This is a genomic window from Eubacterium sp. AM05-23, from assembly GCF_003477535.1.
GTDB classification, from domain to species: Bacteria; Bacillota; Clostridia; order Eubacteriales; family Eubacteriaceae; genus Eubacterium; species Eubacterium maltosivorans.
The window spans coordinates 384,537-397,227 of record NZ_QUDF01000001.1; the positions used below are offsets into that span (position 1 = coordinate 384,537).

Consider the following 12,691-nt stretch of genomic DNA (forward strand, 5'->3'; position numbering starts at 1 on the left):
TAGGAGGGTCAAGATTAAATGATCGAATTTGAAAAACCAATTATCGAAATCGTTGAAAAATCAGAAGATGAAACCTACGGCAAGTTTGTCGTCGAACCCTTGGAAAGAGGTTATGGTACAACCTTAGGCAACAGCTTAAGACGGATCATGCTCTCCTCCCTCCCGGGCGTTGCCGTCACTTCCGTTAAAATAGACGGTGTTCTTCATGAGTTCTCAACCATTCCCGGCGTACGGGAAGATGTTGTGGAAATCCTGCTGAACATGAAAGGTTTGGCTGCTGAAATTTTTTCAGATGAACCGAAGACCGTCCGTATCGAAGCAGAAGGCGAAGGCGAGATCACCGCTGGTGATATCATTACCGACGCTGATGTGGAAATCTTAAATCCCGACATGCACATCGCAACCCTCGCAAAGGGCGCAACCCTGAACATGGAAATGCGTCTGGAAAAGGGCCGCGGCTATGTCGCTTCTGATAAAAATAAATACCCGGGTATGCCAATCGGTACCTTACCGGTTGACTCCATTTTCTCACCAATCCGTAAGGTCAACTTTTTGGTGGAAAATACCCGTGTCGGTCAGATAACCGATTTTGACAAGCTGACTCTGGAAGTGTGGACCGATGGGACCACTACACCCGAAGAAGCCCTGTCATTATCAGCAAAAGTACTGAATGAACATTTGAATCTTTTCATTGATTTAACCGACCATGCAAACAGTGTCGAAATCATGGTTGAAAAAGAAGAGAATGAAAAAGAACGTATCCGTGAAATGTCCATCGAAGAGCTGGAATTATCCGTGCGTTCAAGCAATTGCCTGAGAAGGGCAAATATTGATACCGTTGAAAAATTAACTCAGAAAACCGAAGAGGATATGATCAAAGTGCGTAACCTTGGCCGTAAATCCTTAAATGAAATCAAGCACAAGCTGGCTGAAATCGGGTTATCTCTGAGTCAAGAAGACGAAAAGACAAAGGAGTGATAGAATAATGGCTGGATACAGAAAATTAGGCCGCCCAACCGATCAAAGAAGAGCAATGCTCAGAAATCTGACCACTTCACTTTTTGAGCACGGTAGAATCGAGACAACCGTTACCCGCGCAAAAGAAGTAAAAAGAATGGCAGACAAAATGGTCACCTTGGGTAAAAGAGGCGACTTACATGCCAGAAGACAGGCGTTAGCATACATTACAAAAGATGATGTTGTAAAGATCCTGTTCGATGACATTGCACCTAAATACGCCGAAAGACAGGGTGGATACACACGCATCTACCGTGTTGGACCACGCAGAGGCGACGGTGCTGAAATGGCAGTAATTGAATTAGTATAAACGAAAATGGGATTAAGCCTTGCGCAAGGTTTAATCCCTTTTGACGATTTAGTGAAAATTTTAAAATGCTATCGAAAATTAAGTGGGAGCACAGAGCGTGCCCTGCATTAAACAGAAAGAGAAGCTCATGGAAAAAATCATCGAGGTTAAAAACCTGTTCTATGAATACCCCAAAACCAATGAAAATGAAAACACCATCGCGCTGCAAGGCGTCGATTTCAGTATAGAACGCGGGGAGTTCGTGGGCATTATCGGCCATAACGGTTCTGGTAAGTCCACCCTGTCAAAGCTCCTCAACGCCATCATCCAGCCCACAGACGGCGACGTCATTGTGAATGGCATGAATACGAAAGATCCCGAACACCTCTGGGATATCCGCCAGACCGCGGGCATGGTTTTCCAGAACCCCGATAACCAGCTGGTGGCCACCATCGTGGAAGAGGATGTGGCCTTTGGTCCGGAAAACCTGGGCATCTCGCCGGAGGAAATCCGCAGGCGCGTGGACGAGGCACTCGGCACCGTCGCCATGGAAGCCTACCGCAGGCAGAAGCCCCACCAGCTGTCCGGCGGCCAGAAGCAGCGGATCGCCATTGCCGGCATACTGGCCATGGAACCCGACTGCATCATTTTTGATGAGCCTACCGCCATGCTCGACCCATCCGGCCGAAAAGAAGTCATGCGGACCATCAAAAAACTGAACGAAGAAAAGAAAATGACCGTGCTGCACATTACCCATTATATGAATGAGCTCATTGACGCAGACCGGATCATTGTACTCGATAAAGGTAAAATCGTCATGCAGGGCAGACCCAAAGAAATCTTCCGGCAGGTGGACAAGCTGAAAGAAATCGGACTCGACGTCCCACAGATGACCGAGCTGGCCCATGATTTACGCCAGTCCGGCTACAATATTCCCGACGATATCCTTCATATCGAAGAAATGGTGAATGCGCTATGCCACTAGAAATACGACATTTAGATCATACCTACTCCGCGGGCTCCCCCTTTGAGTTTAAGGCACTGAAAGACATCAACCTGAACATTGAGGACGGCCAGTTTGTGGGACTCATCGGCCATACCGGCTCTGGAAAATCCACCCTGATCCAGCACCTCAACGGGCTGCTTCAGCCCACAGGCGGCACCGTTTTGTTTAACGGGGCAGACATCTTTACCGAGAAAAAGGAAGCCCTGATCCAGATACGCCATAAAATTGGACTGGTTTTCCAATATCCTGAGCACCAGCTGTTTGAGGAGACCGTGGAAAAGGACGTGTCCTTCGGCCCTAAAAACCTGGGGCTCGACGAAGCGGAGATCAGCCGGCGGGTAAAGCACGCCATCAAGATGGTTGGCCTGAATTATGAAAAAGTTAAGGACAAATCGCCCTTTGAGCTGTCCGGCGGGCAGATGCGCCGAGTGGCCATCGCCGGTGTCCTGGCCATGGACCCCGATGTGCTCATCCTGGACGAGCCCACAGCAGGCCTGGACCCCAGCGGACGGGACGAGATTTTAAACCAGATCAAGACCCTGCACGAAAAAAAGAAAATCACGGTTATCCTCGTGTCTCACAGCATGGAGGACGTGGGTAAGCTGGTGGATAAAATCATTGTCATGCACGCCGGAGAAGTCGTCTTTTTCGATACCCCGGCCAGGGTTTTTACCCAAATCGACATCCTCGAGTCCATCGGGCTGGCCGTACCGGAGGTCACCTACCTCATGCGTGAGCTTAAGAAAAAATATCCAGATATCCGGGAGGATATCTTTACCGTCGAAGCTGCAAGGCAGGAGATCGAGCGGGTTGTGGGGAGGGAAAGCGATGTTTAAAGATATCACCATCGGACAGTACTATCCCACCGATTCCATCATCCATCGGCTCGACCCCCGGACCAAGATCATTTTTACCTTTGCCTACATTGTCATGCTCTTTGTCGTCAACAACCTGTGGGGCTATATCGCGGCCTTCGCGCTGCTGGTCGGCGTGATCATCGCCTCCCGGATTCCGCTGTCCTACATTGTGCGCGGTGTCAAGGGGCTGATCTTTATTATCCTGCTGACCGTCATTCTCAATCTGTTTATGACGCCAGGGACTGAAATCGCCAGCCTTGGACCGCTGCGCATTACCATGGAAGGGGTAAAGGTCGCCGTCTTTATGGCCATGCGTCTGATTTTCTTAGTCGTGGGCACCAGCATCATGACCCTGACCACCTCACCCATCGATTTGACCGACGGTATGGAGTTCTGCATGAAGGGCATTCCCTTTGTGCGCCGCTATGCCCATGAGCTGGCCATGATGATGTCTATCGCCCTCCGGTTTATTCCGACGCTCATGGAAGAAACCGACCGGATTATGAAAGCACAGAAGGCCAGAGGCGCCAATTTTGAGACCGGCAACATCATTTCACGGGCCAAAGCCCTGATTCCCATACTGGTGCCGCTGTTCATCAGCGCCTTCAGGCGGGCCGATGAGCTGGCAACCGCCATGGAAGCGCGGTGCTACCGGGGCGGCGAAAACCGCACCCGCATGAACCAGCTCAAATTCGCAAAGCGCGACGGCTGGGCCTTTGTGGTCATGTTTGTCATGATCGCTGTCTTTATTCTGTCGCGGTTTATCACCATACCGCTGATTTTCCCAGCGTGAGCATAAAAAACATCCGGGACCGGTAAAATCTGCCGGTCCCGATTTATTTAAGGAAGCATACTATGAAGAATATTCAGCTGATCATCGCCTACAAAGGCACCCGCTACGCCGGATGGCAGCGCCAGCCAAACGCACTCACCGTCGAGGAGGTCTTGACAGGCGCCATCGAGGACGTGACCGGTGAAGCAGTCACCCTTTACGGTTCCGGCCGTACCGATGCGGGCGTCCACGCCCTTGGGCAAAGCGCAAACTTTCATACCCATAGCCGCGTGCCCCCCGAACGCTTTGCGGTCGCCATCAATACTAGACTGCCCGGAGATATCCGCGTGTTGTCAAGCTGTGAGGCGCCAGAAGGCTTTCACAGCCGTTATTCGGCGAAAGGCAAGGTTTATACCTACCAGCTCTATTTAAACCCGGTTTCGAGCCCGTTTTACGCCGAATACAGCTGGCATATCCACTACCCTGTGGATGTTTCCAGCATGAAGGCAGCGTCAGTGGCTTTTTTGGGTGAGCACGACTTCCGCGGCTTTATGGCTGCTGGCAGCAGCGTCAGGGGGACAGTCCGTACCATCCGCGCCATCGCCTTCGAGCAAGAGGGAGCACTGCTGCGCATGACCTATACAGGCAATGGCTTTCTGTATAACATGGTCCGGATTATGACCGGCACCCTGGCGGAAATTGGCATGGGCAGGATAAAGGCAGAAGCGCTGCCGGGAATCATCGCTTCCTGTGAGAGAAAACAGGCGGGAATCACCGCCCCGCCCCAGGGGCTTTTTCTGCGGGAAGTGCTGTATTGAAAAAACATCAAAAAAGCCGGAAAATTAAGCAAAAAAGAATTGACACACCAGGTGAGATGTAATAGAATATAGCGTGGACGTTATTGTATCACTAGCCCCGATACATTGATGAACGTGTTCCGGTAACCCCCACTTTTACCGGAAAGACACTATAGATTAAACCCAGAATAACCGAGTTTTTTAGAAGAATGAAGGAGGAGCTTGAGATGAATTCAAACGCAACAAAAATGCCGAAATCTCATGAAATAGAGCGTAAATGGTACGTTGTTGACGCCGAAGGAAAAGTATTAGGCCGTTTAGCAACAGAAGTAGCCAACATTTTAAGAGGAAAGAACAAACCCTATTTTGCACCACACGTAGACTGCGGTGACTTTGTGATCATTATCAATGCAGATAAAATTGTATTAACTGGTAACAAATTAGATCAGAAATTATACAAAACTTATTCCGGACATCCAGGCGGATTAAAGGAAGTAACATACAGAAAATTCTTAGCAGACAAGCCAGAATTACTGGTTACCAAAGCGGTTAAAGGCATGGTTCCCCACAATAAACTGGGTAGCCAGATCATGACCAAATTAAAGGTTTATGCAGGCAATGAACATCCTCATGCTGCGCAGAAACCAGAAGCTTTAGAAATTTAATGCTAAGAAGGGAGAAAAAATAGAATGGCAAAAGTACAATATTTTGGAACAGGTAGAAGAAAAACCTCTGTCGCCAGAGTTCGTTTATTACCAGGCGAAGGCAAATTCGTCATCAACGGCCGTGATATCGATGATTACTTCGGTATGGAAACCTTAAAAGTGATCGCAAGACAGCCATTAACCTTAACAGGAACCACCGATACTTTTGACGTAATCGTCAATGTATACGGCGGCGGCTTCACCGGCCAGGCTGGTGCAATCCGTCATGGTATCGCAAGAGCTTTACTCGAAGCCGATGCCAACTTAAGACCAGAACTGAAAAAAGCCGGTTACTTAACCCGTGACCCAAGAATGACCGAAAGAAAGAAATACGGTCTCAAAAAAGCACGTCGTGCGCCACAGTTCTCAAAACGTTAATTATACCAAAATCACAAAACCCCGGAAAATGCATTCCGGGGTTTTTTATGTATCAAATTATTTTTAATCTTTTGATTCCATGCTCAAAAGACTCAAAACTTAATTTTTAGAGGTTTTGAGACTTTTGAGCATGGAATGGGAGTTTTAAAAAATTATGGAAAGGTCATCAGCAGACCGGTCAGCGCTGGGGCGCTCAGCTCCAGGTCGAGGGTCAGGTGCTCGCTCAGAAGGGCCTGATTTGGGATAGAATGCTCGATTTCGCGGGAGTAAGCGCAGAAGACAGCCTGATGCTCCTTTTCGGACAGAGAGCGGCCATTTTCAAACCATTGGCTCAGGGAGAGGGCGTAGACGGACAGGCAGGCCAGGGCAATGTGCTGAACTTGCAGCAGGGGCTCGCAGGACCAGGCGCAGTCCATAAAGTAGCGGAACAGGTGGTACACGCTCAAATGCTCGTAATAATGGGCGTGTAGACGCTGAAATCCGGTGTTGTCCGGCAGGTTGGGCACTGTCCTGAAGCACGTTTGGACCTTTTCCAGCTGACTGGTGAAGCTGCGCTGGCGGTGCTCGCATTGGCCGAGACAGCTGAAGAGGGCTGAGAATGTGTCATGGGGACTCAAGCCGGCGGGCTGAGGTGTGCTTCGCAGGGCGGACAGGGTCTGGGTGAGCTGTTTATCCTCTGAGAATGCTGTGTAAAGAGCGCTTTCGGCCGCCTCATCGCTGATAAAGAGAAGGGCGGTGAGCCGGGTGGCGAACTGGAGCAGCAGGGTTAGCCGCTCAAAGATTGTGAATCGGCGGTTTTGCAGCAGGGCAAGGCCAAGACGCCGCGCTCTGAGCATGCGCGTGCAGAACAGCGCATCGAGCTCTGGATCGTAACGGGAAGGCGCGTCGTTCTGGGAGGTCACGAAGCGCATGGGCGCTGGATCGGACAGAATGAGCCTGGCGGCCTCTGGGCAGGACAGGGAAAGGCCAGCCTCCTGGAGGTTTCCGTAGTCCCCATAAAAGCGCGGGTAGAGGCGGCAGGTCTCGCTCAGGGCATCCTCGCCCAGGGCGATTTGGATATCGCAGAGATCTTTATGGTTGAGAAAGGGACAGCGGCCAGCCTGGTTGATGAAAATACAGTCGCCGTCCGCGTCCAGGGTCATGGCCTCCCGGAGACGGTTCCCCATAGGGCCGTCAGTTTTTTGGTAGCGTTTCTCGGTTTCTGGATCGATTACGACCTCCCAGCCTGCGCAGCAGGTATCCGGGCAGTCCCCGGCCAGGCAGCTGAAAGTGTCAAAGATTTCGGGTGTTTGAAAAATCATGGTCAACTCCTTTTCGTCTGCCCTTATTATAGCAGAACACGGTCGTGTTTAAAAATAAAAACACGTCTGAATCGCCTTGACTTTCAAATGATTAGAAGTATAATAATTAGAGTTCTAATTATTTAAAAGGAGTGTGGAGGATGACAGCAGGAGAAAAAATTAAGCGCTATATTGTCTTTACCATCGGGGTTCTCATCAACTCTTTTGGCATCAGTTTTATCACAAAGGCCAGCCTGGGGACTTCGCCGATTTCCAGTGTGCCCTATGTGCTGAGCCTGCGGTTTGAGCCGACCCTGGGTGAATTCTCATTCGTGCTCAATATGATCTTCATTATTCTGGAGATCGCTCTGCTGCGCAGAAAATTTGAGAAAATTCAGCTTTTGCAGATTGTGGTTAACGTGGTGTTCAGTTATTTCATTGATATCAGTATGCTGCTGCTCGGGGGCTTAAACCCGGGGAACTATGCCATGAAGTTGGCCTTTCTGCTGATCGGCTGCGCGATTCTGGCCTTTGGCATTACGCTGGAGGTTTTTGCGGATGTGATACTGGTACCGGGCGAGGGGATTGTGAATGCCATTGCGGTGACCTTTAAAAAGCAGTTCGGATCGGTCAAGGTGGGGTTTGACGTGACCCTGATGTCTACGGCCTGCATCCTGTCGCTGGTCTTTTTCCACGGCCTGCAGGGTATCCGGGAGGGGACACTTATCTCGGCCCTGATTGTGGGAACCATTGTCAAATTTTACAGCCGGCACCTCGGCTTTCTGCGGGACAAGCTCTTTGGCGTGCGGGAAGCGGACGATACGGCGGAGGACAAGCCCTGCCGCTGCCCGGTGATTACCATCAGCCGCCAGTATGGCTGTGGTGGAAATGAGGTGGGCCAGCAGCTGGCCGACGATTTGAAGATGGCCTTCTATGACAATGAGATCAGCCGGCGCACTGCCGCCGAGGGCGGCTATACCAAGAAATATGTCGAGCAGGAGGAGCAGCGCTACACCAACAGCCTGCTCTACGACCTGGTGGCCTCCAATTATGCCATGGCGCCCGGCGAGGTGCCGCCGCTGGACGCTCTGTTTGAAGTCCAGAGCCGGGTTATCCGTGAGCTTTCCTGCCAGGGCCCCTGTGTGATCATGGGGCGCTGTGCCGATTATGTGCTCCGGGACCGGCCGGATTGCTTTCATGTTTATCTCAGCGCGGATTTGGAGGACCGGGTCCGCCGGATCATGGAAAAGGAAAATTGTGGTGCGGCGGCCGCCAGACAGAAGATCGCTGAGAAGGACCGGGAGCGGGCCAGCCATTATAAGCACTTTACCGGACGGACCTGGGGCGCCGCCGGAAATTACAGCTTGTCGGTGGATACCTCCGTCTTTGGCGTTGAGGGCGCCGCCGCGGTGATTGAGGACGCCTTTGAGCGTTCCTGGAAAGGAAAAGAGAATGAACCAGAGCTTTCACAACCTGCTGTTTGTCAGCCAGAGCCTTTTTAACAAGCGTCTTTACGCGGCCCTGCAGGGCACGGGACTGTCCTCCGGGCAGCCCAAGGTGTTGGAGTACCTGAGCCGCAACGACGGCAGTGTCCAGAAGGATATCGCTGCCGGATGCCAGATTGAGCCGGCGACCGTCACCAGCCTGCTGCCCCGGATGGAGGCAGCGGGGCTCATCGAAAGACGCTCAGAGAACGGTAACCGCCGCTCTCTGTATGTTTATCTGACGGATAAGGGCAGGGACCGCGCAGCCCAGATCGAGGATGCCTTTAAAGCCCTGGAGCGCGAGGCTTTTGAGGGCATTCCAGAGACCGAGCGCGAAGCGTTTATGACGGCTTTCTGCAGGATTTATGAGAATCTGAGCAGAAAATAAAGGAACGGTGTTCAGTTTTCAGTTTTTTTCATAAAACACTTGTGCTGAGGCTGTTTTTGAAGTATAATAAAGGACGGATTAATTTTCAATCAATGCAATTTTGAAAAGATATCCAGGGGGAGGCCCTGGGTATCTTTTTCTGATTATACCTCTTGACTGTATGCGGAAAACATTTAACCCCATGCTCAAAAGACTCAAAACACCGGATACAGCTAAAATTTTTAAATGAAGAAAGCAGGAAACATATGAAAGAAGAACAACCAATTATCAATATTGCGGTTATCGCCCACGTTGACGCGGGTAAATCGACGCTGGTCGACGCGCTGCTGAACCAGAGCGGCGTTTTCAGAGATAACCAGGAAGTGGTTGACTGCATTATGGACAGCAATGATCTGGAGAGAGAGCGTGGGATCACCATCTATTCCAAAAACTGCTCCATTATGCATGATAATATCAAGATTAACATTGTGGATACCCCGGGCCATGCGGATTTCTCCTCCGAGGTTGAACGTATCCTAAAGACCGTTGACACGGTTATTCTGCTGGTAGACTCCAGCGAAGGCCCCATGCCCCAGACCCGTTTTGTCCTTAACAAATCCCTGGAGCAGGGACTGCGCCCGATTCTGTTTATCAACAAGATTGACAAGAAGGACCAGCGGGCCGAGGAAGTGGTCGACATGGTTTTCGACCTCTTTGTAGAGCTCAAGGCCAATGACGAACAGCTGGACTTCCCGATCCTTTACGGGGTTGCCAAGCAGGGGATCGCCAAGTACGACATGGACGACGACAGCACGGATTTGACCCCGCTGTTTGAGACCATCGTGAAGCATGTAGGCATTCCGGAGGATATGAGCCTGGAACCGCTGCAGATGCAGGTATCCACCCTGGGCTACGACGATTATATCGGCCGTCTGGGCATTGGCCGCATCGACAAGGGCACCATCCATACCGGGGACAACCTGGAGGTCTGCAAGCGTGATGGCAGCTTTAAGCGGGTGAAGATCGGGCAGATCTTTGTGTACCGTGGCCTCTCAAGGGTTGAGGTCAAGGAAGCCAAGGCCGGCGACATAGTCGTGGTCTCCGGGATTCCGGACATTATGATCGGGGAAACTATCGGTGAAGTGGACCAGGTACAGCCCATGGAGCTCATCGAGATTGAGGAGCCGACCCTGTCCATGAACTTCTTAGTCAACACCTCGCCCTTTGCCGGGAAAACCGGTAAATTCGTGACCACCCGCCACATCAAGGCACGCCTTGAGAAGGAGCTGGAGGTTAACGTTGGGATGACGGTTGAGCCGCTGGAGGGCACCACAGAGGGTTACCGCGTATCAGGCCGCGGCGAGCTGCACTTATCCATTCTGCTTGAGAACATGCGCCGTGAGGGCTACGAGGTAGCAGTCTCCAAGCCGGAGGTTATCATGCACCGCGATGAAAAGGGCCGCAAGCTGGAGCCTGTGGAAAGCGTGATCATCAATGTGCCGGACGAGTATTCCGGTACGGTCATCTCCAAGCTGAATGTGCGCAAGGGCAACATGGTGAGCATGTCCGCCGAGGAGGGCTGGACCAAGCTGGAATATCTGGTGCCGACCCGCGGCCTGCTGGGATACCAGAGCGAATTCATCAACGATACCCACGGTGAGGGCACCCTGGTGCGCCGCTTCGATTCTTTCGAGCCTTATTTTGGGGAGATTCCACAGCGCCAGAACGGCGTGCTGATCTCCGGCGTTACCGGCGAGACCATGGCCTACTCGCTGTTTAACCTGAGCGACCGCGGCACCATGATGGTAGGCGCTGGCACCCCGGTTTACGAGGGTATGATCATCGGCATTAACAACCGCAGCGACGACATGGTCGTTAACCCCATTAAAAATAAGAAACTGACCAACACCCGTTCCTCGGGAGCGGATGAAGCTTTAAAGCTCATTGATCCAAAGGTCTTTACCTTAGAGGAAGCGCTGGAATTTATCAATGACGACGAGCTGGTTGAGATCACCCCAACGGATATCCGTATCCGCAAAAAGATTTTATCCGAGCTTGACAGAAGAAGAGACAGACGAAACTAATATAAAAGAGAGAACCCGTATCGCCGCGATACGGGTTCTTTTTTTCTCAGACAAAATTAATACAAAGTGGGTATACTAGAGAGAGAACAAAAATGAAAGGAGCGGCAGAGGGTGTTTAAGAAGAAAAATTTGAAGGATTCTATCCTTTTGATCACATATGCTGTCTGTCTGCTCATGGCGCTTGTCAATATCCGGTATATCTGGAACGGCCTGGGGATTCTGGTGGATATTATCATGCCGGTTCTTATCGGGATCGCCATTGCTTTTGTGCTCAATATCCCCATGAGCTTCTGCGAACGCTATGTCTTTAAATTCATGAACCGGATACGGGGCAGAAGGCTTCGGGAAAAAGGGAAGCGGGCCGCGGCCATTGTGCTGACCTTTATCTTTATCGGGCTTCTGATCACTGGAGTGGTCACTTTTGTGATCCCTCAGCTCCAGAAAAGCGTCGAGATGCTCATCACTAAATTTCCGGGCTATGTGGCCAGCTTTAACCTCTGGGTCAACCAGGTTCTGGAATGGCTGCACCTGCCCGAGGACGCCTGGAACCAGCTCTCAAGCCAGTGGCAGAACCTGTTCCCCAAAATCAGCAGCGGCCTCATCGGGGCCATGCCTGAGATTGTCAACACAACGGTCAGCATCACCCAGGGCGTGTTCAATTTTCTCATGGGCTTTATCATCTCAGTCTATATGCTGGCAGACAAGGAGCGTCTGCTGGCGCTCAAGGATAAGCTCATGTACGCTTATATCCCGGATAAGGCCAGGGCGTTTATCAATGAGGTGGGCCGCACGGCCAACCAGACCTTCCACGGCTTTATTGCCGGACAGATTACGGAGGCTTTTATCCTCGGAACCCTGTGCGCTGTCGGGCTGGCCATCCTGCGGGTGCCTTACGCCCTGCTCATCGGCGTGCTGGTGGGGGTGACCAGCATTATCCCCATTTTCGGGGCCTTTCTGGGTGCGGTGCCCAGCGGGCTGATTCTGCTGGTGGTTAAGCCGGTGTACTGCCTGATCTTTATTGTTTATATCATCTGTCTGCAGCAGGTGGAAAGCAATGTGATTTACCCCAAGGTGGTGGGCACCTCGGTGGGGATCTCGGGGCTGTGGGTGCTGATCGGCATGCTGCTGGGCGGCAGCTTCTTCGGCTTTACGGGCATGATTTTAGGCATACCGGGCTTCGCGGTGCTGTACTCTGTGGTGCGGACGCTGACAAATGACCGGATTGCCCGAAAGCAGGCGGCCGAACAACGTGAGATTATCCAGGTCAGGGATTTGGAAGATTCATAAATTAAAAATATAAAGGAGTGAATGACATGAGTCGGGAATTAAAAAATATTGAACCGGACGAATTGGATGCTTTACTGGAAAAAAATGACGGGAACACCGTCTTGTTGGATATTCGGGACAAAATGGAAATTCACAATGAATTTGAGGATCAGGCGTGTGTGGTGAACATTCCGCTCAAGCTTTTGCCCTCGCAGCTGGAGGCCCTCGCGCCTTTTAAGGATAAGACCATTGTGCTGGTGTGCCGGTCGGGCATGCGGGCGTCAAGGGCCCAGAAGCTGCTCGCGCAGGAGGGCTTTACGGACCTGCGCGTGCTAAAGGGCGGTGTGTCGTTCTGGGAAAAGTATAAAAACAGTTAAAATGACCAGACAA

Annotated in this window: 14 protein-coding genes; 13 read left to right on the forward strand and 1 reads right to left on the reverse strand. The window is 51.4% G+C overall.

Annotated features, from left to right (window positions below):
- Positions 1-18: 18 nt before the first annotated feature.
- From DW091_RS01730 to rpsI, 8 genes are all read left to right on the forward strand, one after another.
- Positions 19-978, forward strand: a complete 960-nt coding sequence (locus DW091_RS01730; RefSeq protein WP_013382257.1) for a DNA-directed RNA polymerase subunit alpha — start codon at positions 19-21, stop codon at positions 976-978.
- 7 nt (positions 979-985) lie between these two features.
- Positions 986-1,327: a 50S ribosomal protein L17 gene (gene rplQ / locus DW091_RS01735; RefSeq protein WP_118517231.1), complete on the forward strand. Its 342-nt coding sequence runs from the start codon at positions 986-988 to the stop codon at positions 1,325-1,327.
- A gap of 127 nt (positions 1,328-1,454) precedes the next feature.
- Entirely contained in the window at positions 1,455-2,291 is an 837-nt protein-coding gene (locus DW091_RS01740; protein ID WP_118517281.1) for an energy-coupling factor transporter ATPase, read from the forward strand.
- A complete protein-coding gene (locus DW091_RS01745; RefSeq protein WP_118517232.1) occupies positions 2,282-3,148 on the forward strand; it encodes an energy-coupling factor transporter ATPase in 867 nt (288 codons plus the stop codon). The genes DW091_RS01740 and DW091_RS01745 overlap by 10 nt, the downstream gene beginning before the upstream one ends.
- The gene (locus tag DW091_RS01750) at positions 3,141-3,962 is read left to right on the forward strand and encodes an energy-coupling factor transporter transmembrane component T (RefSeq protein WP_058693430.1); all 822 of its coding nucleotides are present in this window, start codon (positions 3,141-3,143) and stop codon (positions 3,960-3,962) included. Before DW091_RS01745 ends, DW091_RS01750 begins: the two co-directional genes overlap by 8 nt.
- A 62-nt stretch (positions 3,963-4,024) precedes the next feature.
- The gene (gene truA, locus DW091_RS01755; protein ID WP_074618090.1) at positions 4,025-4,759 is read left to right on the forward strand and encodes a tRNA pseudouridine(38-40) synthase TruA; all 735 of its coding nucleotides are present in this window, start codon (positions 4,025-4,027) and stop codon (positions 4,757-4,759) included.
- Positions 4,760-4,986: 227 nt separating this feature from the next.
- Complete coding sequence (gene rplM, locus DW091_RS01760) at positions 4,987-5,403, forward strand: 50S ribosomal protein L13 (RefSeq protein ID WP_275477603.1); 417 nt, start codon at positions 4,987-4,989, stop codon at positions 5,401-5,403.
- A gap of 24 nt (positions 5,404-5,427) precedes the next feature.
- Positions 5,428-5,820 carry a 30S ribosomal protein S9 gene (gene rpsI, locus DW091_RS01765; protein ID WP_058693433.1) on the forward strand — a complete coding sequence of 131 codons (393 nt, stop codon included), beginning with the start codon at positions 5,428-5,430 and terminating at the stop codon, positions 5,818-5,820.
- Between the two features lie 152 nt (positions 5,821-5,972).
- On the opposite strand, the gene fliB is transcribed toward rpsI, so the two are convergent.
- Positions 5,973-7,121, reverse strand: a complete 1,149-nt coding sequence (gene fliB / locus DW091_RS01770; RefSeq protein ID WP_118517233.1) for a flagellin lysine-N-methylase — start codon at positions 7,119-7,121, stop codon at positions 5,973-5,975.
- Positions 7,122-7,261: 140 nt separating this feature from the next.
- On the opposite strand from fliB, the gene DW091_RS01775 reads away from it, so the two are divergent.
- From DW091_RS01775 to DW091_RS01795, 5 genes are all read left to right on the forward strand, one after another.
- Positions 7,262-8,602 carry a cytidylate kinase family protein gene (locus DW091_RS01775; RefSeq protein WP_118517234.1) on the forward strand — a complete coding sequence of 447 codons (1,341 nt, stop codon included), beginning with the start codon at positions 7,262-7,264 and terminating at the stop codon, positions 8,600-8,602.
- Positions 8,553-8,972 (forward strand): MarR family transcriptional regulator, encoded by a 420-nt coding sequence (locus DW091_RS01780; RefSeq protein ID WP_058693436.1) that lies wholly within the window; start codon positions 8,553-8,555, stop codon positions 8,970-8,972. Before DW091_RS01775 ends, DW091_RS01780 begins: the two co-directional genes overlap by 50 nt.
- Before the next feature lie 245 nt (positions 8,973-9,217).
- On the forward strand, positions 9,218-11,035 hold the full coding sequence (gene typA, locus DW091_RS01785) for a translational GTPase TypA (protein WP_058693437.1): 1,818 nt from the start codon (positions 9,218-9,220) through the stop codon (positions 11,033-11,035).
- A gap of 111 nt (positions 11,036-11,146) precedes the next feature.
- Positions 11,147-12,322, forward strand: a complete 1,176-nt coding sequence (locus tag DW091_RS01790) for an AI-2E family transporter (protein WP_118517235.1) — start codon at positions 11,147-11,149, stop codon at positions 12,320-12,322.
- 26 nt (positions 12,323-12,348) lie between these two features.
- A complete protein-coding gene (locus DW091_RS01795) occupies positions 12,349-12,678 on the forward strand; it encodes a rhodanese-like domain-containing protein (protein ID WP_058693439.1) in 330 nt (109 codons plus the stop codon).
- Positions 12,679-12,691: the final 13 nt, after the last annotated feature.